The organism is Streptomyces sp. 1222.5, from assembly GCF_900105245.1.
Lineage (GTDB): Bacteria > Actinomycetota > Actinomycetes > Streptomycetales > Streptomycetaceae > Streptomyces > Streptomyces albidocamelliae.
Window position 1 is genome coordinate 7,596,669 of record NZ_FNSZ01000001.1, and the last position, 22,659, is coordinate 7,619,327.

General features: G+C 73.5%; 23 protein-coding genes and 1 pseudogene. 18 read left to right on the plus strand and 6 right to left on the minus strand.

Translation table 11 applies throughout. The annotated features are described in order from the left end of the window. Positions 1 to 60 precede the first annotated feature (60 nt). Positions 61 to 1,485, minus strand: coding sequence for a rifampin monooxygenase (gene rox / locus BLW57_RS34355; RefSeq protein ID WP_093479602.1), 1,425 nt, complete (start codon positions 1,483 to 1,485; stop codon positions 61 to 63). 653 nt (positions 1,486 to 2,138) lie between these two features. On the opposite strand from rox, the gene BLW57_RS34360 reads away from it, so the two are divergent. The 3 genes from BLW57_RS34360 to BLW57_RS34370 all read left to right on the plus strand — a co-directional run bounded on the left by BLW57_RS34360 (position 2,139) and on the right by BLW57_RS34370 (position 5,992). Beyond that, on the plus strand, positions 2,139 to 2,480 hold the full coding sequence (locus tag BLW57_RS34360; RefSeq protein ID WP_305657100.1) for a transglycosylase family protein: 342 nt from the start codon (positions 2,139 to 2,141) through the stop codon (positions 2,478 to 2,480). Between the two features lie 124 nt (positions 2,481 to 2,604). Then, on the plus strand, positions 2,605 to 5,247 hold the full coding sequence (locus tag BLW57_RS34365) for a SpoIIE family protein phosphatase (protein ID WP_093479604.1): 2,643 nt from the start codon (positions 2,605 to 2,607) through the stop codon (positions 5,245 to 5,247). Positions 5,248 to 5,356: 109 nt separating this feature from the next. Then, positions 5,357 to 5,992: a phosphotransferase-like protein gene (locus BLW57_RS34370; protein WP_256339654.1), complete on the plus strand. Its 636-nt coding sequence runs from the start codon at positions 5,357 to 5,359 to the stop codon at positions 5,990 to 5,992. Between the two features lie 99 nt (positions 5,993 to 6,091). On the opposite strand, the gene BLW57_RS34375 is transcribed toward BLW57_RS34370, so the two are convergent. Both BLW57_RS34375 and BLW57_RS34380 read right to left on the minus strand, forming a co-directional pair. Next, the gene (locus BLW57_RS34375; protein WP_093479605.1) at positions 6,092 to 7,165 is read right to left on the minus strand and encodes an NAD(+)/NADH kinase; all 1,074 of its coding nucleotides are present in this window, start codon (positions 7,163 to 7,165) and stop codon (positions 6,092 to 6,094) included. 554 nt (positions 7,166 to 7,719) lie between these two features. Beyond that, on the minus strand, positions 7,720 to 8,517 hold the full coding sequence (locus BLW57_RS34380) for a CAP domain-containing protein (protein WP_093479606.1): 798 nt from the start codon (positions 8,515 to 8,517) through the stop codon (positions 7,720 to 7,722). A gap of 506 nt (positions 8,518 to 9,023) precedes the next feature. On the opposite strand from BLW57_RS34380, the gene BLW57_RS41605 reads away from it, so the two are divergent. The 4 genes from BLW57_RS41605 (at position 9,024) to BLW57_RS34395 (ending at position 11,756) form a co-directional block, all read left to right on the plus strand. Further along, a complete protein-coding gene (locus BLW57_RS41605; RefSeq protein WP_176985832.1) occupies positions 9,024 to 9,161 on the plus strand; it encodes a hypothetical protein in 138 nt (45 codons plus the stop codon). Positions 9,162 to 9,248: 87 nt separating this feature from the next. Then, positions 9,249 to 9,557, plus strand: coding sequence for a DUF2795 domain-containing protein (locus BLW57_RS34385; RefSeq protein ID WP_093479607.1), 309 nt, complete (start codon positions 9,249 to 9,251; stop codon positions 9,555 to 9,557). Positions 9,558 to 9,696: 139 nt separating this feature from the next. After that, positions 9,697 to 11,202, plus strand: coding sequence for a purine-cytosine permease family protein (locus BLW57_RS34390; RefSeq protein WP_093479608.1), 1,506 nt, complete (start codon positions 9,697 to 9,699; stop codon positions 11,200 to 11,202). Further along, positions 11,199 to 11,756: a cysteine hydrolase family protein gene (locus tag BLW57_RS34395; RefSeq protein WP_093479609.1), complete on the plus strand. Its 558-nt coding sequence runs from the start codon at positions 11,199 to 11,201 to the stop codon at positions 11,754 to 11,756. Before BLW57_RS34390 ends, BLW57_RS34395 begins: the two co-directional genes overlap by 4 nt. A 16-nt stretch (positions 11,757 to 11,772) precedes the next feature. On the opposite strand, the pseudogene BLW57_RS34400 reads toward BLW57_RS34395, so the two are convergent. Further along, positions 11,773 to 12,723 (minus strand): annotated as a pseudogene (locus BLW57_RS34400) (alpha-L-fucosidase). Between the two features lie 229 nt (positions 12,724 to 12,952). On the opposite strand from BLW57_RS34400, the gene BLW57_RS34405 reads away from it, so the two are divergent. From BLW57_RS34405 to pqqB, 3 genes are all read left to right on the plus strand, one after another. Continuing rightward, positions 12,953 to 13,351 carry an SseB family protein gene (locus tag BLW57_RS34405; protein ID WP_093479610.1) on the plus strand — a complete coding sequence of 133 codons (399 nt, stop codon included), beginning with the start codon at positions 12,953 to 12,955 and terminating at the stop codon, positions 13,349 to 13,351. A 249-nt stretch (positions 13,352 to 13,600) separates the two neighbouring features. After that, positions 13,601 to 14,713, plus strand: coding sequence for a hypothetical protein (locus BLW57_RS34410; RefSeq protein WP_143051633.1), 1,113 nt, complete (start codon positions 13,601 to 13,603; stop codon positions 14,711 to 14,713). 70 nt (positions 14,714 to 14,783) lie between these two features. After that, positions 14,784 to 15,680, plus strand: coding sequence for a pyrroloquinoline quinone biosynthesis protein PqqB (gene pqqB, locus BLW57_RS34415; RefSeq protein ID WP_256339655.1), 897 nt, complete (start codon positions 14,784 to 14,786; stop codon positions 15,678 to 15,680). Here the strand turns inward: pqqB and BLW57_RS34420 are convergent. Continuing rightward, positions 15,677 to 16,090, minus strand: a complete 414-nt coding sequence (locus tag BLW57_RS34420; protein WP_093479611.1) for a MarR family winged helix-turn-helix transcriptional regulator — start codon at positions 16,088 to 16,090, stop codon at positions 15,677 to 15,679. The two genes, pqqB and BLW57_RS34420, sit on opposite strands and share 4 nt — an antisense overlap. Positions 16,091 to 16,164: 74 nt before the next feature. Further along, complete coding sequence (locus BLW57_RS34425) at positions 16,165 to 16,515, minus strand: VOC family protein (RefSeq protein WP_093479612.1); 351 nt, start codon at positions 16,513 to 16,515, stop codon at positions 16,165 to 16,167. A 325-nt stretch (positions 16,516 to 16,840) separates the two neighbouring features. On the opposite strand from BLW57_RS34425, the gene BLW57_RS34430 reads away from it, so the two are divergent. The 8 genes from BLW57_RS34430 to BLW57_RS34465 all read left to right on the plus strand — a co-directional run bounded on the left by BLW57_RS34430 (position 16,841) and on the right by BLW57_RS34465 (position 22,457). Further along, a complete protein-coding gene (locus BLW57_RS34430; RefSeq protein WP_093479613.1) occupies positions 16,841 to 17,125 on the plus strand; it encodes a helix-turn-helix domain-containing protein in 285 nt (94 codons plus the stop codon). Positions 17,126 to 17,205: 80 nt separating this feature from the next. Continuing rightward, entirely contained in the window at positions 17,206 to 18,165 is a 960-nt protein-coding gene (locus BLW57_RS34435; protein WP_093479614.1) for an SMP-30/gluconolactonase/LRE family protein, read from the plus strand. A gap of 77 nt (positions 18,166 to 18,242) precedes the next feature. Next, positions 18,243 to 18,704, plus strand: coding sequence for a fluoride efflux transporter CrcB (gene crcB / locus BLW57_RS34440; RefSeq protein WP_093479615.1), 462 nt, complete (start codon positions 18,243 to 18,245; stop codon positions 18,702 to 18,704). Further along, a complete protein-coding gene (locus BLW57_RS34445) occupies positions 18,701 to 19,081 on the plus strand; it encodes a DUF190 domain-containing protein (RefSeq protein ID WP_093479616.1) in 381 nt (126 codons plus the stop codon). Before crcB (BLW57_RS34440) ends, BLW57_RS34445 begins: the two co-directional genes overlap by 4 nt. Next, the gene (gene crcB / locus BLW57_RS34450; RefSeq protein WP_093479617.1) at positions 19,078 to 19,452 is read left to right on the plus strand and encodes a fluoride efflux transporter CrcB; all 375 of its coding nucleotides are present in this window, start codon (positions 19,078 to 19,080) and stop codon (positions 19,450 to 19,452) included. Before BLW57_RS34445 ends, crcB (BLW57_RS34450) begins: the two co-directional genes overlap by 4 nt. Positions 19,453 to 19,531: 79 nt before the next feature. Next, complete coding sequence (locus BLW57_RS34455) at positions 19,532 to 20,368, plus strand: undecaprenyl-diphosphate phosphatase (protein WP_093479618.1); 837 nt, start codon at positions 19,532 to 19,534, stop codon at positions 20,366 to 20,368. Between the two features lie 171 nt (positions 20,369 to 20,539). After that, positions 20,540 to 21,217 carry a FadR/GntR family transcriptional regulator gene (locus BLW57_RS34460; protein WP_093479619.1) on the plus strand — a complete coding sequence of 226 codons (678 nt, stop codon included), beginning with the start codon at positions 20,540 to 20,542 and terminating at the stop codon, positions 21,215 to 21,217. A 223-nt stretch (positions 21,218 to 21,440) separates the two neighbouring features. Continuing rightward, positions 21,441 to 22,457 carry an asparaginase gene (locus tag BLW57_RS34465; protein ID WP_093481039.1) on the plus strand — a complete coding sequence of 339 codons (1,017 nt, stop codon included), beginning with the start codon at positions 21,441 to 21,443 and terminating at the stop codon, positions 22,455 to 22,457. The last annotated feature ends 202 nt before the right edge of the window (positions 22,458 to 22,659 follow it).

Here is a 22,659-nt window from a genome sequence, read left to right on the forward strand (position 1 = left end):
GGGCCGGCCCGGCACGCCGTCACGCGGCTGCCGGGCCCCGGCGATCCCCGCCGCCGACCGTCAGCGGGCGGGCCGGCCGAACCAGCGGCGGAGATGGTCGTCCAGGTCCCGCTGCTCGTCGCCGATCCAGGCGACATGGCCGTCGGGGCGCAGCAGGACGCACGGGACATCCAGTGCGGCGGTGGGATCCGCGAGCTGATCGACCCGGTCCGACCAGCCCCCTGCGGTCAGCCGTCCGGTGCGGTCCAGCAGCAGTCCGCGGCCGCGACGCAGCAGATCGTAGAGGCGGCCCCGGGCCACGTCGATGTCACGCAGTCGGCGGCCGAGCAGATCGGGGCCGTCGCCGAAGTCGTAGCGGACGCCGACAGCGGTGATCTTCTCGATCAGACGGCGGTTCACCTCGTCGAGGTCCATCAGTTCGGTGAGCAGCCGGCGCACCGCCCGCGGGCCCGGTTCGGTGGACAGCAGTTCCATCTGGGCGCGCGTGTTGTCCAGCACGTCCTCGGCGACCGGACGACGTTCGGCCTGGTAGGTGTCCAGCAGTGACGCCGGCGCCCAGCCGCGGATCCGTGCCGCCAGTTTCCAGCCGAGGTTGAACGCGTCCTGGACACCGAGGTTGAGGCCCTGCCCGCCGGCGGGCGGATGGATGTGTGCCGCGTCGCCGGCCAGCAGCACCCGCCCGACCCGATAGCGTTCGGCCAGCCGGGTGGCATCACCGAAGCGGGACAACCAGCGCGGGGAGTGCACGCCGAAGTCGGTTCCGGCGACCGCCCGCAGCCGTTCCCTGAAGTCCTCCAGGGTGGGCGGTTCCGCGCGCTCACCGACTGCCGCCCCAGGGACCACGACGCGATGGACCCCCTCGCCGAAGGGCCTGAGGCTGAAAGTCCTGTAGGTGTCCTTGACTTCGGCGACCTTGGCGGCGATCTCCGCCTGCGGCACACCCACTTCCATCTCGCCCATCAGCGTCTCGGTCCGCGAGGGCTCGCCGGGGAAGCCGACGCCGAGCAGTTTGCGCACGGTACTGCGTCCGCCGTCACAGCCGACGAGATAGCGCGAGCGCAGCCGTTCGCCGTCGGCCAGTTCGACGGTCACACCCTCGTCGTCCTGCTGGAGGCCGGCCACCGCACCACCGCGCCGGACCTGCGCGCCCAGTCGCCTCGCATGCTCTTCGAGCAGGCGAACGACGACCGGCTGCGGGATGCCCAGCAGATAGGCGTGTGCGGAATCCAGGTCCTTCGGCGCGGGTTTGTCGATGGCGGCGAAGAATCCGCCGGCCGGACGCCGCCGCCCGTGTTCGAGCATGCGGTCCAGCAGCCCGCGCATGGCCATCAATTCGATACTGCGCACATGCAGACCGACCACGCGGGCGAACGACACGGGCTCGGTCTCCTTCTCCAGAACGAGTACCCGCACATCGTGCAGCCGCAGTTCAGCGGCCAGCATCGCGCCGGTCGGCCCGCATCCGGCGATGATCACGTCGAACATAGGTGTTGCCTTTCGGGAGTGCCTTGTGGGCGGGGCACTCCCAACGACACCTACGTCGATCGCCCGACCGTGACGGAAAGGGGGAGCACCCACAGCGATACAGCGTTCATGGGTCTCACCTCCTCGGGCGGTGTCACGGACAGCCGCAAGCTACAAGCCGGCCATCACCGCGTCCAACCCTTTTCGGTCGGCGCGAGCTGAAGACCGGGGTCCAGCGGCCCGGGTGGTCGGCGCTCGCCCTGCGGGAGCCGCTCAGGGGCACCACCTCGCCGCTGCCGATCGTGACCAGCAGCAACTGGTTGTGGAACTCCCCCTTGCCGGAGCACTTCTCGGGATCGCACCCCCAGGCGATGAGACGGTCGTCGCCCCGGGCGAGGACCTGCCGTCATGTCGGCGGGGCCCTTCTCGTCCGCCGGCCGATCCGCCTTCGCGCCGTCCGGACTGTAGTAGTCGCGGAAGGGTTTCATCGGGGTCTCGGCGTGGACGCCTCCGTGGCCCACCGCTGTGCCCCCGAGACGCGTGCCACCGCGCCTGGCCATGCCTCCCGGGATGATCAGCGCCGAGAAATTTCCCGCGACCCCACAGCGTGCCATCACTACGAAATGTAAATGCTATGTAACAGTCTGTGCATGTTGCGTCCCAACCCTTTCACTGTGACCGGGAGCCGTCGCACCTCTCCGCGAGGACTGCGCACGGCTTTCCTCTCCCTGTCCGCCGTCGCGGCCCTCGCCACCGGGCCCACGGCGACCGCCCTGCCCTTCAGTCCCTTCGGTGCCGACTGGGACTCCATCGCCGCGTGCGAGTCCGGGGGCAACTGGCGGGCGAACACCGGCAACGGATACTTCGGCGGGCTGCAGTTCAGGCAGTCCAGCTGGGTGGCGGCCGGCGGTCTGAAGTACGCGAGCCGGGCCGACCTGGCCACGCGCAGGGAACAGATCGCCGTGGCCGGCCGTCTGGCCGCCATCCAGGGAATGTCCGCGTGGGGCTGCGCCTGAGCGGCGCCGCGTGCCGCGCCCTCGGCAGGGGAGGCCGCGGGTAGGGCGGGTACCCCGGCGGCCGGGAGGACCGGACACCCGGCACGTGCCTTTCCGTCCGTGATTCCTGGGTACACCGGTCCGTATGGACGGCCCGGCTCCCTGGGAGGCACCGTCGCGGCGGTTTCCCCCGCGGCCGGAAAGCGTCGTGTCGGCCCGGCGATTCGTACGGTCGGCGCTGGCCGGCACCGCACCGGAGGTGGCCGAGACCGCCGAGCTGCTGGCCGGGGAACTCGTGACCAACGCGGTCCTGCACGCGCGTACCGAGGTGGAGGTCCAGGTGGACCGCACCGCGGACCGGGTGCACGTCGCGGTCGCCGACCGGCGGCCGGACCGCGGACCGATACCGCACGCCTGGCTGCCGTACGCCGGCACCGGACGCGGACTGAAGCTGCTGGAGGAGCTGTCCGCCCTCCACGGCGTCCGCATCGGCGACAGCGGCAAGACGATGTGGTTCGAGCTGTGGCCGGACATGCCGGTGCCGCCGTCGTCCCCCTGGGACACCGTGCCGGCGGCCGGCCGTACCGTCACGGTCGCCCTGATCGACCTGCCCTACGCGCTCCACGCGGCGGCGCAGCAGCACCGCGAGTCCCTCCTGCGTGAGCTGGCCCTCGTCTCCTTCGCCCCGGCCGCACACGCCCTGCCCGGCGATCTGTCGAGGCAGGAGCTCCTCACCGCCCTGGACACGAGCAACTTGATCAGCGCCTGTACGACGGCCGCCGTGCAGGAGGAGGCCCCGGACAGCTCCACCCTCTGCCTGCGGGTGGCGTTCCCGGCGGACGCCGGGCCCGCCGTGGCCGCCCTGCGCCTGACACTCGACCTGGCCGACTCCGCGGCCCAGCAGGGAAGCCTCCTCACCCTTCCCGCGCTGCCGCAGGTGCGGTCCTTCTGCGGCTGGCTCTTCGACCAGATCGCCGGCCAGCTGTCCGGCGAACCCCCCACCGCCTGGACGCTCTTCCCCCACGCGCCGAGCGCCTCCTCCACCGAGCTGGCGCCGTGGGACGCCGCCGACGTGGAGGCGAGCAGGGTCCCGACGATCGCCGCCGACGACGGCAACCGCATCATCGCGGTGAACGCCGCCGCGGCGCACCTGCTGGGCTGGCAGCCGGACGACCTCGTCGGACGCCGGCTGACCGTGCTCGTCCCCGAACACCTGCGGGACCGCCATGCCGCGGCGTTCGGGTCCCTGCTGCTCACCGGGCAACCGCGCATCCTCGGCCGCTCCATACCGCTGCCCGCGCTGCACCGGGACGGCCGGCTGATCCCGATCCGGCTGCGGATCCAGACCCAGGAGGCCCTGGACGGCCGTACCGTGTTCGTCGCCCAGCTGGGTGCCCGCACGGCCCCGGCCGCGCCGCCGGGCGGCGACCACACCGGTCACCACGCGATCCGGCCGCAGCCGGGCCCCCCGCACCGGCCGGCCGTGCGGGCACGGGAACGGCCCGCCGGGAACCCGTACGAGGGCGACGCGACGCTGAACCGGCTGAGCCTGCTCGTGGACGCCACCAGCGCGCTCACCAGCACCCTGGACCTGACCGAGGGCCTGCACCGGGTGTGCCGGGTCCTGACCCGGCAGCTCGCCGAGTGGTGCGTGGTCGAACTGCTCGGCGAGCACCAGCGGGTGGAGCGGGTCTGCGTCGTCCACCGCACGCCCGAGGCGCTGAAACCGGGGGTACAGCTGGGCGCACTGCCGCCGATGTCCGACGAGACCGGGGGACCACTGCCCCGGGTGCTGCGCGGCGCGGGCCCGCTGCGGCTCGCGGACGTCTCCTCCCCGGCGCGGCTCGGCAGCCCGCTCGACGAGAGTCAGGAGGAACTGTTCCAGCAGCTGGGGGCCCGGACCGCGATCATCGCCCCGCTGCGGGCCCGCCGGGAGGTACTCGGCGCCCTCACCCTGGTCCGCGGCCGGGACGACCCGCCGTTCACCGACGACGACCTCCCGCTCGTCACCGACCTGGTCCGCGGCATCGCCCTCGGCGTCGACAACGCCCGCCTCCACGAGCACACCCGGCGCACCTCCGAACGCATGCAGCGCGCGCTCCTGCCCCACCTCCCGGACGTCGACCACCTGGAACTCGTCGCCCGCTACGCCCCGTCCGGGGCGGACGCGCAGATCGGCGGGGACTGGTTCGACGCCTTCGTCCTGCCCAAGGGCGACACGGCCCTCGTCATCGGCGACGTGACCGGGCACGACCTGCAATCGGCCGTCGCCATGAGCCAGTTGCGCAACCTGCTGCGCGGTATCGCCGTGGACCGGCAGGAACCCCCCGCGGAGGTCGTGCACCGCTTCGACCTGGCCTGCCACACCCTCTACCCGCACGCCACCGCGACGTGCGTGTACGCCGTGGTCAAGGGCCCGGAGGGCGGTCCGTGGGAGCTCCGCCACTCCTCGGCCGGGCATCCGCCGCCGCTGCTGACCACCGAGCAGGGTGACACCGGCTACCTCGACGGGGGAGCCGGACCGTTGATCGGCCTCGACCCGAACCTGCCCCGCGTCACCGCCGACGACCCGCTCCCGCCCCGCTCCACGCTGCTGATGTTCACCGACGGCCTCATCGAACGCCGGGGAGAGTCCTTCGGGGACGCCATGACCCGGCTGCGGCAGCACACCGCAGCCCTGGCGCGCGCCCCGCTCGACGTCTTCTGCGACGAGCTGGTCCTCGGCCTCGGCACCGACACCACGGACGACATCGCCCTGCTGGCCCTGCGCACCCCACCACCGGGCTGACCGGGCGCACCGGCCGACGCGGGCCGCGCGGAAACCCCGTGGACGGGCCGACGCGGTCCTGTACCAGGTTCCTTCCGGAACGCATCCGGTGAGGTGGGGGGAATCCGTGGTGACTGGGCCGACGCCGGCCGATCCGGCCGACGCGACGATTCCGGACACTCCCGCGGGCGGCACGGTCGTGCTGCTCAACGGCACGTCGAGTTCGGGGAAGTCCAGCATCGCCCGCGCCCTGCTCGACGTGCTCGACGGAACGTGGTTCCACCTTCCCGTCGGCGCCTTCCACGCCATGCGCTGCCACCGTCCCATCGCCGACGAGGACCTCCAGGCGGAGATCGACCGCGCCGTCAAGGGCTTCCACCGCGCGGTCGCCGGGATGGCCGCGGCGGGCAACAACCTCGTCGTGGACCATCCGCTGAGCCGTCGCTGGCGGCTGACGGACCTCCTCGGCCTGCTCGACCCGGCGGACACGGTCCTGGTCGGCGTCCGCTGCCCGCTGCCCGAACTCCGGCGGCGCGAGCGCGAACGCGGTGACCGGCAACCGGGACTGGCCGCACTGCAGTACGACCACGTCCACGCACCCGGACTGCACGACCTCGACGTCGACACCAGCCTGCTCTCCCCAGAGGAATGCGCCCTGCGCATCCGGGACTTCCTGCCGCACCGGCCCCGCCCCACCGCCTTCGAACAACTCCGGCCGGCCCTGCTGACGCCGCGGGAGCCCGCCGGGCAGCCGGGACCTCGATGACCGGGCGCGGGCGCCGGCAGCCGTTCCCGGACGGCTCGCTCCTCGCCGTACGGGCCCTGACCCGAGCGCCGTCGGAGGACGAGCGGGGAGCGGCGCGGGTCAGGGCCGCCAGGACGCGTCCTCGGGGGCCGGCGGCAGGGCCAGGTGGGCCAGGTCCCCGGGCGGTGGAGTGGTCACCGGCCACAAGGGCGCGGCGGTGCCGTCGGCCAGTGCGGCCGGCGCGTCGGTGAGGTTCATCCGCTCACGCAGCCGGCCGTAGAAGTCCATCGGACCCAGCCGGACCGCCTTGAGCCGTCGCGGAGCGGCGTACACGCCGATCCAGTCCCCGGGGCTCAGCACCCCGCGCAACTGGCCGTCGATGCTGACGGCGGCCTGTCCGGACCGCTCCAGCACCCGGAAGGCGATGGGCTCGTCCGGGGCGGCCACGACCGAGCGGTTGAACACCATGTGCGGGGCGACCGGTGTGAAGACCAGGCCCTCGGCGCGGGGCGAGACGACCGGACCGCCGGCGGCGAAGCTGTAGGCGGTGGAGCCCGTGGGCGTGGCCACCAGCAACGCGTCGGCGGAGTAGGAGGCGAGGAGCCGGCCGGCCAGGTAGACCCCGACCGACACCTGCCGGTCCCGGGCCAGCTTCTCCAGGACGACGTCGTTCAGCGCGGTGACGTTCAGGGCGACACCCCAGTCGCTCCCCGTCTCGCACTCCACGCGCACACGGGGCGGTGGCAGCATCGGACCACGGCCGTACCGCAGCAGCGTCTCCACCTGTGCGGGCACCTCCAGCCGGCACGAGGCCCGCATGGTGAGCAGCATCCGGCTCTCGACGTTGATCCGCTCCCCGAGCACCGCGTCCAGCGCCGCGCGCACCGCCTGCGCGGGCACCTCCGTCAGGAAGCCGACCCGGCCCAGGTCGACGCCGAGCACCATGGCGTCGTTCTCGGCGGCCAGCCGCGCACCGCGCAGGAAGGTGCCGTCACCGCCGAGCGTGACGATGAGGTCGGGATCGCCCGCGGCGTCGACCTCCTCCCGCGCGCTGTGCCGCGAGCCCTCCTGCCACACGTCGATGTCGGTGCACCCCACGGCGTGCTCGGCGCACCACTCGTGCACGGCGGCCGCGGCGGCCACCGCCTCGCCGCGGCCGCCGTGCACGACCAGACCGACCCGGTTCACCGTCATAGCCGCCTCCCAGCCGTCGCTCCGCACCTACCGTCATCCTCGTCGGGGACCGGGCCGTCCCGGCGCGCGCCACGCCGCCGGCGCCGCGGCACGACGACGGCCCCGGAACCGGGTGACGTACCCGCACGCTGGCAGGAAGAGGAACATCCACGACGTCGGGCCCGTCAGCAGGAACGCCCACACGGCGGCGAAACCGGGGTCCCCGAACAGCACGAGGCCCGCGATCCAGCCGAGGACTCCGGCACCACCGCCGGGTAGCCGAGCGCGAGCGGACTGAGCAGGTGGTGGCGCACCACCGTGCCGAAAGAGCGCCGCTTCCCCGCCCGGTCCGCTCCTGTGGCCCCGCTTCGGTCGTCAGCGCCCTCTTCCAGGCCGCGGTGCTCGGCGCCGCCCACCGCCGGCTCTCCGGCCGCTCCCACCGGCGGGCCGCCGGCCCGCACGGCGCCCGACGTCCGCCTTGCCCCCACGGCACGACGGCGGGCGCCGTGCGCGGCACCCTGTCGGTGCCGCGCACGGCGCCCGCCGTCACGTCCTGCTTCTTCCGGGACCGCGGCTCACCTGGCCGTGCCGAAGTCCTGGGTCCAGTAGCTGTTCGGCTGCGCGAGACCGACGCCGATCTCCTTGAACGAACAGTTGAGGATGTTGGCCCGGTGCCCCGGGCTGGACATCCAGCCGTCCATGACCTGCTCCGGGGTGGAGTAGCCGTAGGCGACGTTCTCGCCGTAGCTGCTCCAGGTGTAGCCGGCGCGCGTGATGCGGTCGCCCGGGGCCGACCCGTCGGATCCGGTGTGCGACATGTTCTGGTGGGCCGCCATGTCCGCGCTGTGCGCCTGCGCGGCCTTCGTCAGGGCCGAGTTCAGCGTCAGCGGCTGGCAACCGGCCTTCGCACGCTCGGCGTTGACGAGCTGCACGATCCGGGCGGTGACCCCGGACGCCGTGGCGGTCGGCTTGGGGGTGCTCGGTGAGGAGGGCGCCGCGTGGGTGGCCGGGGCCGTGGGGGCGGCCGGAGCCGCCGGAGCGGTGGGCACGGTGGCCCGAGGCGCGCTCGGAGCGGTGGTGTTCCTGGGCTCGGGTGCCTCGGCCTTCTTCGGCGCACTCGGATGGGCGGTGGCCGGGGGCGCGGACGACGCGGAGGACTGCGGCGCCGCGGGGAAAAAGTTGCGGTGGTGATGCCTGTGCGTGTGGTGCCACCGCGCCACGGGCGTACTCGTCGGGGCGGCGTACGACGGCTCCTGCGCGCCGGACGGCCACTCGGAGCACGCCAGGGCGACCGACGGCACGCCCACGGCTCCGATGGCGGCGGCGGTGATGACTATCCGCCGGTAGTGCTGCTTCCTTCGATGCTGGCCCATACGTCAACCTCACTCGGTGATCGCCGAGCGCTCATTCTCAGGACGGCCTCACAGCGAGCGCAAAGTGGTCCATCTACTACCGCGCTTCGTAGCCGCGCGCGCCCCTTGCCAGGCGTCGTCGGAGATGTGGGGTTCGCGTCCGCGACGTTTGCGAACTGCTGTCGGGTCGTCAGGAACGCGCATGCGGCGCAGAATGCGGAACGACGCCGGGCCGCTGTCGCGCTGACCCCGGAGAGCCGCTTGGCACGCCCGGCAAGACGGACAAATCCTTTATGTCAGCGGAGCGGCATCTACTAACCGTGGCGCCTAGTCGCCGCCGGGGCTGTGAGGGATGTCACCGCCAGGTCCTGCAACCTCTTGGCGAAGAGGCGGCTCATGTCTCCGCCGGGGGGCCGCAGACATGTGCGTTCCGGCCCGGGTCCGGCATCCCGGGCGGCGGTGGGGCGCGGGCGGGGTGGGTACCCGGATCTGGATGCCGAGAACGGACGAGGAGCGTGGGAGGCCCCATGAGTGAGAGCACCCCTTCCCTGGCCGAGGGCGAGCGGGACGGTCCGGAGCCGGATCAGCCGCCGCGCACCACTCCGTCGCAGGCGGAGGGCTCCGACACCGATGAGCAGGACGCCGGGGGCGCGCCCGGGGAGTGACAGGGGCGCGGTCCACCCGGCACCGGCGCCGGGATCGACTCCGGCCGGTGTCGGACGAGGTGAACGAGGAAACAGGAGGTCCCCCGCATGGCCCGTACCAGCGTCCCCGAAGTGCTGCACGCGCTGAAGGACGTCACCTACCCGGCCGACAGGGACCGGCTGGTCACGGCCGCGCGCGAGGCCGGCGCGTCCGGCGGGGTCGTCACGGCCCTGCGCGGGATCCCGGCCGAGGAGTACCCCAGCCGCGAGGCCGTGGCGAGGTCGGTCCGGGCGGCCCCGGACCCGGATCCCGGCCGCCGCCGCACGCAACGGGCGCGGCACGGCGGCAAGCCCGGCCTCTCGCAGCATCTGAGGGAAGAGCCGAGGACGCCGATCCAGGAGGAGTTCGGCCGCTGAGCCGACTCAACTCCACCCATGAGCGGCCCGGTTGATCGTTCAGCGGTCATGTTCTTGACGCTCTCCGGGCACCGACCTAGCGTGAGCACACTTGGCATGATCGGACAGGTCCGGACAGGCAGGGCAGGTGGGCGCCGCGATGACCCGACCGCAGGACTCCGGTGACGAAGGACCCGCCGACCGTCCCCTGCGGATGGAGACCCACGGGCTCGACGTGATCCGGGACGCGGAACGCAAGGGCACCCCCCGCACGTTGTTCTGGCCGTGGTTCGGCGCCAACGTCTCCGTCCTCGGGCTCAGCTACGGCGCCTTCGCCCTCGGTTTCGGCATCTCCTTCTGGCAGGCGCTCGCCGCAGGCGTGCTCGGCATCGTCGTCTCCTTCCTGCTGTGCGGCTTCATCGCGGTCGCCGGAAAGCGCGGCTCGGCACCCACGATGGTGCTCAGCCGAGCCGCGTACGGGGTGCGCGGCAACCGGCTGCCCTCCCTCGTCTCCTGGATGCTCACCGTCGGTTGGGAGACGGTCCTCACCGCGCTCGCCACCATGGCCACCGCGACCGTCTTCGGGCGGCTCGGCTGGGGCGGGGGCACCGGGACCCAGGCGGTCGCGCTCGCGGTGGTCGCCGCCCTGACCGTCGTCGGCGGGGTCATGGGCTTCGACCTGATCATGCGGCTGCAGACCTGGATCACCCTGATCACGGGCGTGCTCACCGTCGTCTACATCGCCCTGGTCGCCGACCACGTCCACTGGGACACGGTCCGCGCGATCCCGTCCGGCTCCGCCCAGCAGCTCATCGGCGCGCTGGTGTTCATGATGACCGGCTTCGGCCTCGGCTGGGTCAACGCGGCCGCCGACTACTCCCGCTACCTGCCCCGAAGCTCGTCCGGCCGGGGCGTGATCGGCTGGACCGCCTTCGGCGCCTCCGCCGCCCCGCTGCTCCTGCTGGTCTTCGGTCTGCTGCTGGCCGGTTCCTCGCCGGAGCTGAGCAAAGCCGTCGCGGCCGATCCCATCGGCGCGCTGACGACGATCCTGCCGACCTGGTTCCTCGTGCCGTTCGCCGTGGTCGCGGTGCTCGGCCTGGTCGGCGGGGCCGTCCTCGACATCTACTCCTCCGGCCTGGCGCTGCTCTCGGCCGGCCTGCGGGTGCCCCGGTACCTGGCCGCGCTTGTGGACGGCGTCCTGATGATCGCCGGCTCCGTCTACATCGTGTTCTTCGCCGACGACTTCCTCGGCCAGTTCATGGGCTTTCTCACCACGCTCGGCGTCCCCATCGCCGCCTGGTGCGGGATCATGCTCGCCGACCTGGCGCTGCGCCGCCGCGACTACGACGAGGGCGACCTGTACCGACCGCACGGCCGCTACGGCGACGTCCCCCCGGCTCCTCTCGTGCTCACCCTGACCGCCACGGCCGTCGGCTGGGGCCTGGTCACCAACACCGCCGCCGACTGGCTGACCTGGCAGGGCTACCTCCTCGGGCCGCTGGGCCTCGGCGGCAAGGACGGCGCTTGGGCGTACGCCAACCTGGGCGTCCTGGCGGCCCTGGTCCTCGCCTTCCTCGGCACCCTGGTGCTGAGCCGGGGCCGGGTGCGCGAGCAGGAGACGCAGGCGCCCAGCCCGGCCTTGGACGAGGGGACGTACCGCACATGACCCCCGCGCCCGGCCTGCTCGCCGTCATCGACATGCAGCGGGTCTTCGCCGACCCCGCGAGCCCCTGGGCCACGCCCCGGTACGCCGACGCGGCGGCCGGCGTACGGGCCCTGCTGCCGGCCTTCGCCGGACGCGTCACCTTCACCCGCTTCATCGCTCCCCGTGAGCCGAGCGGCGCCTGGCGCGCCTACTACGCGCGGTGGCCCTTCGCCCTCCAGCCGCCGGACGCCGGGCTCTGGCAGCTGACCGACGGGTTCGGGGACCACCCCGAGCATGTCGTGGACGCTCCCACCTTCGGCAAATGGACCCCGCGACTCGCCGCACGCCTCGCCCCGGACGAGCGTCTGGTCCTGGCCGGCGTCAGCACCGACTGCTGCGTACTGTCCACCGCCCTGGCCGCCGCCGACGCCGGTACCCGGGTGACGGTCGTGGCGGACGCCTGCGCGGGCGTCGACGACGACTCCCACCTCAGGGCCCTGCGGGTGATGGCGCTGTACGGACCGCTGATCGAGATCACCACCGTCGCCGACCTGCTCGCGGAGCCCGGACCCTGAGCACCGCCCGCCCGGGTCAGGTGCGCCCCGTGCCCCGGTAGAGGTCCAGCTCACCGTCGAGTTCCCCGGCGAGTCCGGTGGCGTACTCGTCCACGTCCGCCGCCGGCGCGTCGAGCCAGGTCACCCCCGGCACCTCGAGCAGTCCGCCGGTGGCCTCGTGGCCCAGCTCGGCACCCGTGCCAGCACGCTCACCCGGCGCACCCGGTTGCGCGGCCCGCGCACGGACACCGTCTCGCGCCGCACGTCGAAACCCAACCTGCTGCTCGGCGTGGGCCCGCGCGCCGACGGCACGATCCCGGTGGAGCAGACGGCACGGCTGGCGGGGCTGCCGCCCGCGCCGATCGTCTCCGTGAAGTGGCGCTCCAGCTGCCCGACCGACGTGTGCCGGTGGTCCCGGTGCTGGAGACCCCAGGAGTCGTTGACGGTCAGGCACAGTTCCCGTGGCGTAGTCGCCGTGGCGCAGCACGCGGGCGTTGAGGACCGTGTCCGGGTTGCCCGCCAGGTCCGGCCGGTACCGCTCGACCAGCTCACCGACCTGACCGTCCCGGCGGGTGAGGTACCGCGCCCAGGCCGCCGGGTCCTCCGCACCGGGGCGGGCGTACCGGACGCTCGCGTAGTCGGGATGGCTCCTGTCCGAGTGCGAGTAGTAGAGGCCCACGCGCAGCCCGCGCTCCCGCAGGGCTTCGGCGTACCCGGCGATCAGGTCGCGTCCGGCCGGGCTCCGGCGGGCCACGTCCAGCTCGCCGTGGGCGCTGTCCCACAGGGCCACGCCGTCGTGGTGTCGTGCGGTGAGCACCGCGTAGCGGGCGCCGGCCCGGGCGAACAGATCCGCCCAGGCGCGCGGGGTCGTGGCGGGACGCCGTGAAGCCGTCGACGACCAGGACTCCGGGGCTCCGTCCACCGCGGAGACGCCCCAGTGAACGAAGATGCCCAGCTCGACGTCGCGGAACCAGGACTGCATCGGCATACGGTCACGCTGGGCCGCGCCGCCGGAACGGCGCGGGGGCGACGGTCACCACCGCTGGTCGATTCTCACCGTCCCCGTCCCACCGGAACCGGCGTCCCCATCCGTCCCCCACGGGACCTCCCGCCGATCCTCACGCATGCCCCGGACCCCCTTGGGTACGCGAGGCGGAGCACGCCCGGCTCCAACCGTCCGGGTGGCCCGTACGACCGCCGCTACCAGGGGACCTGCCATGGAGACACCCGCACACGACGACCTGCCCACGCCGGCCCAGCAGGCGCTGGACGCGCTGACCCTGAACGCAGAGGACCAGGCCGCTCTGGACACCCTCGCCCACACCGACGTGCTCGTGCCCGTGCCGGACGACACCGTGGACGGTGAGGGTGCCGACGCCACCACGGTGGCGCTGCCCGTCCTGGAACAGCCCGACGGCGACCCGGTCGTCCCGGTGTTCACCTCGGAGGGCGAGATGGCCGAGCTGCTGCCGTTCGTCTCGCGCTACCGTCTGATCCCGCTGGGCGCGCTCGCCTCGCAGTGGCCGGAGGAGGACCTCTCCCTCGCCATCGACGGCAGCTCCGCCCACGCGCTGACCCTGACCTCACGGGGCGTACGCACCCTGCTGGCCCGCTGACACCGCGGGGTGAGCGGCGCCGACCTCCGCTCACCCCGTGCGGTGATCCCCCGATCACCGAGAGCCACACGGTAGGCGTAGCGGCCCCGTCTGGCTCGCCGAATCGCGCGGTACCTGTCCGCTTCCCGCACCGCCCCGGCGCCGCGGGAGCCGCCACCGGCCACCACGCCCTCGCCGCCGGCCGCGAAACCCGGGGGCCGCCAGCCGCGAAACCCGGGGAGCGGGCACTCGCGGCGCCAGAATGAGCGCATGGCATTGATCTCCGGCGTGGCCGGGGCCCTGATCCTCGCATCGGTGCTGAGCAGCATCCTCCGCACCCTCGTCGTGCCCCGGGGCCTCTACTCCGGGCTCGTCTTCCGTCTCTGGTGGCTGCTTCGCCGCGCGCTCCGGCTCGCCGCCCTGCGCGGCGGCTACGACGCCGTCGACCGCGCGCAGACCTGGCTCGCCCCGCTGATGCTCATCGGCATGCTCGCCGGCTGGCTGGCGGGTGCCCTCCTCGGATACGGGCTGCTGCTGTTCGCCCTGTCCCCGTTGTCCTGGGCCACCGCGTTCCGGGAGGCCGGCTCCAGCCTGTTCACGCTCGGTTTCGCCGGCGGCGCCCGCCTGAAGCTGTCGGCGATCGACTTCCTGGCCGCGGCCACCGGGCCGGTCCTCATCGCCCTCCAGATCGCCTACCTGCCCACCCTCTACGCCGCCTACAACCGGCGCGAACTGGAGGTCACCCTGCTCCAGGCACGGGCCGGCGAGCCCGCCTGGGGGCCGGAGATCCTCGCCCGGCAGTGGCTGGTCGAGACCGAGACCGCCCTGCCCGAGCTGTACCGGGCCTGGGAACGACTCGCCTCGGACATGGGCGAGAGTCACTCCACGTACCCGATCCTGCTGACCTTCCGCTCCCCGCGCCCGCACCGCAGCTGGCTGGTGGGTCTCGTCGCCGTCATGGACGCGGCGGCCCTGCAGCTCGCCCTGGACCCGCGGCTCGCCCCGCCGGAGGCCCGGCTGGTGCTGCGCGCCGGATTCACCGCCCTGCGGGACATCGCCCGGGTCCTGCGCATCCCCTTCGACGTCGACCCGTCGCCCGCGGCGCCCGTCCGCCTCACCTTCGCCGAGTTCGAGGCGGCGGTGGCCATGCTGGGGACGGCCGGGTTCCGCGCGCAGTGCTCACCGAAGGACGCCTGGCCGCAGTACCGGGGCTGGCGGGTCAACTACGAGGCGATCGCCTACGAGCTGTGCCGCCGCTGCGACGCCGTACCGGCCCTGTGGACCGGGCCCCGTGACTTCGGCGGCGAGCCGATCCCGCCGCAGCGCCCGGCGGACCGGCGGCCCGGCGAAGGACGGCCGGATCTGCCCCCCGTCCAGGGGTAGCACCCACCCCTCGGCAGGGAAGATCCCAGCGGAAGAAATGAAGGGAATCCGGGCGAGCGGGAAGGAGCCGATGGCCGTGAGGGTCGTCCTGTTGGGCACCGCCGCCGGCGGCGGCTTCCCGCAGTGGAACTGCGCCTGCGAGCCGTGCTCCGCGGCCCGTGGCGGCCGGCTGCCCTCCCGGACCCGTGAGTGCGCCGCCGTCACCGGCAACGGGCGCGACTGGTGGCTGCTGAACGCCTCACCCGACCTGCGCACCCAGCTGGCCGCGACCGGTGCCCTGTGGCCCGGACCCGGCCTCCGGGACACGCCGGTGCGCGGGGTGCTGCTGACCGACGCGGAGTACGACCACGTCACCGGGCTGACCGAGCTGCGCGGGGCGACGGGTCTGAAGGTGTACGCGGCCCCGCCGGTGCGGGCGGCCCTGGCACCGGCACGGGCCGCCCTGGACCGCCACACCCCGTGGGAATGGCCGGACAGTCTCGCCGACGGCGGCTTCGTGCTGGCCGGCGGGCTGGTCGTCACGGCCCGTCCGGTGGGCGCGAAGGTCCCCGCGTACGTTCCCGTGCAGGCACCGCTGCCCGAGCGCGCGTGGGTGACGGCGTACCGCATCGAGGATCTGGCCAGCGGGGGAGTCCTGCTCTACGCCCCGTGCGTCGGTGCCTGGAGCACGGAGTTGGACGACCTGTGCGCCGAGGCCGACTGCGTGCTGGTCGACGGCACCTACTTCGCGGCCGAGGAGGGGGGTTCGGCGGTCCGGGCCGGCGCCGGGTGGGCCGCCGGGACCCATCTGCCGGTCACGGGCCCGGGCGGCACTCTCGGCGAACTCGCCCGCCACCTCGGCGCACGCCGGATCTACAACCACCTCGGGCACACGAACCCCCTGCTGGATCCCTCCTCGCCGGCACGCGCGCGGGTCGCCGCGGAAGGCGTCGAGGTCCTCGCGGACGGAACGGAGCTGGTGCTCTAGGAGCGGGGCGCGGAGCCCTCCTGCTCGGCCAGCATGCGCTGGAGCACCGCCCGCTGGAGGGGCAGCACCCGGGCGTGCAGCTCGCGGCCCTTGCGGGTGAGGGCGACCCACACCCCGCGCCGGTCCTCCGCGCACACCGAGCGCTCCACCAGACCGTCCTTCTCCAGCCGGCCGATCAGCCGGGACAGCGCGCTCTGGCTGAGATGCACCCGCCCGACGAGGTTCTGCACCCGGCACTGGTCGCCCTCGGCGGAGGACTCGGACGCCAGGATGTCCAGCACCTCGAAATCGCTCGCGCCCAGCCCGTGCGGGTGCAGCGCGCGGTCGATCTCGCACATCGTGCGGGCGTGCACCGCGAGGATGTCCCGCCAGCGTTCCTCGAGCCGGGCGTCGGCCGTCTTGACTGCCATATCCGCACGGTAGCACCGATCCGGCCAGTCATTGAGTGTGCAACTAGTGCGCTGCGCAGGGGGCCGGGCGGGCCTCAGGCCGCGGGGTCCTGGAGCAGCCCCACCAGATTGCCGTCGGGGTCCTTCACCGAGGCGATGAGCCGCCCCCCGCCCACGTCCTGCGCGTCCTGGAGGAGCTCGGCACCGGCCGCCAGCAGGGCCGCGAGCCGTCCCTTCAGATCCGTCACGTGCCAGTACGGCACCGGACCGGTCATGCCCTTGGCGTGCCCGTTCGGGTCGAGACCGACGTCCTGCCCGGCGGCCTTGAACCCCACGTAGTACGGCTCGTCCGCGTACGGCTCGACGCCGAGCAGGGCGGCGAACAGGGGCTTGGCCCGCTCCAGGTCCTTCACGGGGTAGATGATCGTCTGCACGCCGGCGGTCATGGCACTCACTCCTTCTAGCTGCGGGAACCGACGGATTCCCCGTCGGTGCTCTCAACGTAGGGCCGGGGAGCCCGCCACGGCTTCTCCGATCCTGACCGGTTGGCGCCCCCGTCGCCGTCCGGCCATCGCCGCACCGCCCGGGCAGGCGACGGCAGCGGTGTGCGGCCGGGTCCTCCCCGTGTTTCCGGGGGGTGCCGCCCGCCTTCCGGTCGTACGGCCGTTCGGTACCGGACAACGGTCGCGGACTGCCGGACGCGACGGGGCCGGCCGCGCCACAGTGGGAGCAGCGTGTAGGAGGAGGCCGGGGACGGAGGGCGGACGGACGATGGGCATTCCCTCGGGCCGCGTACGGCAGACCATCCTCGAATGGCTCAAGGACCCGGCGGCCCACTTCCCGGCCGCGGGCCGGTGCCACCCCGCCGACACCGGCGTCACCGCCGGGGCCGTCGCCGCGAAGCTGGGCGTACCGCGCCGGACCGCCCTCGCCCACCTGGACCTGCTGACCCGCCTGGGCCTGCTGCGCACACGGCGGTTCCATTGCCGTACGTACTACCGGCGCGACGAGGTCCGCATCGCCGAGGTGGCCCGCATGTTCGAAAAGGGCTGGTGAGCGTCGAGTCTCCCGGGAACGCGGTCCCGCCCGCCGATCGGCTGCCAGGATGGGCCGACCGACGGCGAAGGGCATCGCACATGGACCGCTCCACGGAACTCGTCCCGCTGCACTACGTCTCCCTCGGCGCCCGCGGCCCCGAGGACGTGGTGGCCGACGCGCAGGGACGCGTGCTGACCGGAGTGGAGGACGGGCGGATCCTCCGCGTCCACCACCTCGGCGACCGGCTCACGGCCCGGGTGGAGGTGCTGGCCGAGACCGGTGGCCGCCCCCTCGGTCTCGAACTCCTCCCGGACGGCGGCCTCCTGGTGTGCGACGCCGAGCGCGGACTGCTGCGCGTCGACCCGGAGGACGGCACCGTGCGCGTCCTCGCCGACTCGGTGGCGGGGGAGCGGCTCCGCTTCTGCAGCAACGTCGTCGCCCTGTCCGACGGCACCGTGTACTTCACCGTCTCCAGCCGCCGCTACCCCCTCGGCCAGTGGCTGGGCGACATCGTCGAACACACCGGAACCGGGCGGCTGCTCCGGCTCGCCCCCGGGTCCCGCGAACCCGAAGTCGTGCTGGAGGGACTGCAGTTCGCCAACGGGCTCGCCCCGAGCGCGGACGGCTCCTTCCTGGTCGTCGCCGAGACCGGCGCCCGCCGCCTCACCCGCTACCACCTCACCGGTCCGCGCGCCGGGCACACCGACCTCTTCGCCGCCCTCCCCGCGATGCCGGACAACCTCTGGCGGGAGGGCCCCGACGGGCCGATCTGGGTGTCCCTGGCCGGCCCCCGCGTCCCCCCGCTCGACCTCCTGCACCGCGCCCCGGCCGCCGTCCGCTCCGCCGCCGCCCGTGCCGCCGTCCACGCGCCGTTCCGGCCGGGCCGGATCGTCGGCGTGCTGGCCGTGGACGACACCGGCCGGACCTTGCACCACCTCACCCGCCGCAGCTCCCGCTTCCGCATGGTCACGAGTGTCTGCACGGCCGGCGAGCACCTGATCCTCGGCAGCCTCTGGGAGCCCGGCGTCGCGGTGTGCGCGCGGCCCGCCGCGGGGTAGGCGGGCCCGGTCCGGCGGTACCCTGGTGCCCGGCCGTGATCACCCGTCGGGGCAGCCCGAACAGGAGACGTACGAGCATGACAGCCCCGGAAGCAGAGAACGTCCGCGTCCGCCCCGCACCTCGGCGGCGGTCCGAGTGGCGCACCCAGGCACCCGTCGTCGCGGTGGTCGCCGTCGGCGGTGCCCTCGGCGCGTCGGCCCGCTACGGGCTCACTCTCGCCTTGCCCACCCCCGAGGGCGGCTTCCCCTGGGCCACCTTCCTGACCAACGTCGTCGGCTGCGCCGTGATCGGTGTGTTCATGGTGCTCATCACCGACGTGTGGGCCGCCCACCGCCTCGTCCGCCCGTTCTTCGGCACCGGCGTGCTCGGCGGGTTCACGACCTTCTCCACCTACGCCGTCGACATCCGCAGGCTCGTCGGCGCCGGCCGCCCCGGCCTGGGGTTCGGCTATCTCGCCGCGACGCTGGTCGCGGCCCTCGCTGCGGTGTGGCTCGCGTCGGCCGCCGCCCGCCGGGTGCTCATCAGGAGGCAGCGATGACGTCACTCACCGGCCGCGCCCTCAGGCTGACCGTCTACATCGGCGAGGACGACACCTGGCACCACAAGCCCCTCTACTCCGAGATCGTGCACCGCGCGCATGCCGCCGGACTCGCCGGAGCCAGCGTCTTCCGGGGCATCGAGGGCTTCGGCGCCTCCTCCTGCGTCCACACCTCCCGGCTGCTGTCCCTCAGCGAGGACCTGCCGGTCGCGGTGGTCGTCGTGGACACCGAGGAACGGGTCCGGGCGTTCCTGCCGCAGCTGGACGAGCTGGTCGGCGAGGGCCTCGTGACGCTGGACGAGTGCGAGGTCGTCCGGTACGTGGGCCGCTCGCCGGGCCCGGACGAGGCGGATCCGAAGGGTGAGAATTCGTTGTGAACTGGCTGCTGGTCATCGCGGGTGCCGTGGTCGGCGCCCCCCTGCGCTACCTTACCGACCGGGCCGTGCAGGCCCGCCACGACTCGGTCTTCCCCTGGGGCACCTTCGTGGTGAACGTCACCGGCTGCCTGATCCTGGGAACGCTCACGGGCGCGGTCTCCGCCGGGGCCGCGGGCCCGCACCTTCAGCTCCTGCTGGGCACGGGCCTGTGCGGGGCGCTGACGACGTACTCGACCTTCTCCTACGAGACCCTGCGGCTGACCGAGGCCGGTTCCGGCCTCTACGCTGCCGTGAACGTCGTCGCGAGCGTGGTGGCGGGCCTCGCGGCCGCCTTCGCCGGGGTCGCGCTCGCCGGTGCGCTCTGGGCCTAGGCGGCTCGCGCACGGCCGGGCATAGTGAGTACTGTCTACAGCACTGTCGACCAACTACCTCTTTTCAGAACTGGATCCCATGAGCGCCATCTCCGTCGGTCAGGCCGTCGTCCTCGGGGTAGTCGAGGGGGTGACCGAGTTCCTCCCGGTGTCCTCCACCGGCCACCTGAAGATCACCGAGGGGCTCATGAACATCCCCGTCGACGACAAGTCGGTCGTCGGCTTCTCCGCCGTCATCCAGGTCGGCGCCATCGCCGCCGTGCTCGTGTACTTCTTCAAGGACATCAAGCGGATCGTCTCCGCCTGGTTCCGCGGTCTGACCAACCGCGAGGAGCGCTACCACCACGACTACAAGTTCGCCTGGTGGGTGATCGCCGCGACCATCCCGATCGTCGTGGTCGGCCTCGCGGCCAAGCCCCTGATCGACGGCCCGCTCGCCTCGCTCTGGGTGGTCGCCGGCTCGCTGATCGCCGGCTCGGGCGTCATGTGGGCCGCCGACCAGATGGGCCGCCACAAGCGTGGTGAGGACGACACGTCCTTCAAGGACGCCATGTGGGTCGGCTGCTCCCAGATCCTCGCCCTGCTCTTCCCCGGCTTCTCCCGCTCCGGCGCCACCATGTCCACCGCGCTCATCCTCGACCTGGACCGCGTCGCCGCCACCCGCCTGTCGTTCTTCCTCGGCATCCCGGCCCTGACCGGCGCCGGCCTGTACGAGCTCAAGGACGCCCTCGGCGCCGGTGTGGGCGCGGCCCCGCTGGCCGTCGGCACGATCGTGTCCTTCGTGGTCGCCTACGCCTCCATCGCGTGGCTGCTCAAGTTCGTCGCCAAGCACTCCTTCAACGCCTTCGTGATCTACCGCATCGTCGTCGGCGTGCTCCTGCTCGGCCTGCTCGGCACCGGCACGCTCAGCAGCTGAGCCGGCCCGCCGCCCACCCACGGGGTGCGGCCGCCCGACCCCGGGCGCCGCACCCCGTCGCCGTCTCCGCACCCCGCGGCTTGACACTCCCGGTCCGCAGCGCGCAGGATCGCTCCCGTGAACCTGTCAGACAGCCAGACAGGTGGTCTGGGTCCGCGGCGCGTCAGTGCCATGGAAGCGGTCCTCGCCCACCTGCGCGGCGCCATCGAACGTGGCGAGTACGCCATCGGCGACAAGCTTCCCTCCGAGGCCGAGCTGTGCCGGACCCTCGAGGTGTCCCGGCCCGTGCTCCGCGAGGCGCTGCGCGCGCTGCAGACGATGGGCCTGACCGTCTCCCGGACCGGCAAGGGCACCTTCGTCGTCGCCGGCTCGGTCGAGGACCCCACCTTCGGCGACTACGCGGCCAGCGACCTGCTCGAAGTGCGCCGCCACATAGAGATCCCGGTCGCCGGATACGCGGCCCTGCGCCGCACCCCGGAGAACCTGGACCACCTGGTGCACATCCTGGACCGCATGGAACGGGAGACGGACACCACCGCCTGGGTCGCGATGGACACCCTCTTCCACCTCGCCGTGGCCGAGGCCGCCCAGAACCCGGTCTTCCGCCGGGTCATCGAGGAGATCCGCGACGCCCTCGCGCGTCAGTCGGCGTTCCTCAACGAGCTGGGCGGGCGCCGCGAGCAGTCCAACCGCGAGCACCGGGCGATCGTCGAGGCGCTCGTCGACGGTTCCGAGCTCGACGCGGTGGAGGCCATGAGCCACCACCTGGACCGCGTCGAGACCTCCCTCACCGACATCGTGCGCCCCCGGCGCACCGACCTTCCCGCGCCGTCCGGACCTGAGACGTGAGCGGGCGGCACTTCGCGGACCCGCCACGGCTCCCGACCGGTGCCGTGGCGCTCCCCGCCCACACCCACGGCGCCGGGCGCACCACCGGGCCCGTTCCGCCGGCGATCGTCGCGGCGCCGCCCACGGGCCCGTACGGCCTCCCCGGCCGAATAACGCGCCAGTCCACCGGTGCGGACGCGTGACCCGCGTACCGGCCGAAACCGACCCCGAGATGCAGGCAGTGATGCTCAGCAGTTCCCCCGTGGACGCGCCCGTCGTCCGCGAACCCCTCCACGCCCCCGTCGCCCACCTCCTGCGCAGCGGCGTCGTCGAGGGCATCCACTACGGCTCGGTCGTCGTCCTCGACGGCGACGGCCAGGTGCGGTTCCAGCTCGGCGACATCGAGGCCGCCTTCTACCCGCGCTCGGCCGTCAAGCCCCTCCAGGCCGTGGCCATGCTGCGTGCCGGCCTGCCCCTCGACGGCGCGCTGCTGTCGCTGGCGGCCGCCAGCCACTCCGGCGAGGAGCGCCACCTCGACGGCACCCGCCGCATCCTCGCCCTGGCCGGACTCGGCGAGGACGACCTGCGCAACGTGCCGGACATGCCGTTCGACCCGGCCGTCCGCGACGCGTGGGTCCGCGCGGGCCGGGCGCCGTCCCGCCTCGCCCAGAACTGCTCCGGCAAGCACGCGGCCATGCTGTGGACCGCCAAGCTCAACGGGTGGACCCTCGGGGACTACCTCGACCCGGCACACCCGCTCCAGCAGGCCGTCGCGCGGACCGTCGAGGACCTCACCGGCCAGCGTGTCGCCCGTGTGAGCGTCGACGGCTGCGGGGCCCCGCTGTTCTCCATCTCGCTGCACGGCCTCGCCCGCGCCCTGGCCCGCATCACCTCGGCCGCGCCCGGCACGCCCGAGGCCCGGGTCGCCGACGCCATGCGCGAGCACGCCGAGATGGCCTCCGGCTCCGGCCGCGACGTGGCCGCACTCATGCGGGCGGTGCCCGGACTGCTCGCCAAGGACGGCTTCGAGGGCGTCCAGGTGGCCGCGCTGCCGGACGGCACGGCCGTCGCCGTGAAGATCGCCGACGGCGCGAACCGGGCGCGGATCCCGGTCGCCGCGGCGGCGCTCGCCCGCGCGGGTGTGGACCCCGGCCTGCTCACCGCCTTCGCGGGGGAGCCGCTGCTGGGCGGCGGGGAGCCGGTGGGGTCCGTACGGACGGTGCGCGCGCTGGACCCCGTCCCGACCCCCGCCTGCGTGTAGGGCTCCGCCGGGTGCCGGGTGCCGGGTGCCGGGCGTCGCGTGGCAGGTGGTGGGCGCCGACTGACGCTGACCGTCGGCTGCCGAGCCCAGCGCCGACGGCCACCGCCTGAGCCGGGCGCCGATTGCCGACCGGATGTCGACGCCGACGGCTCATCGCCCAGTGCCGGCCGCCGACGCCAATGGTCGACCACCCAAGTCCGTT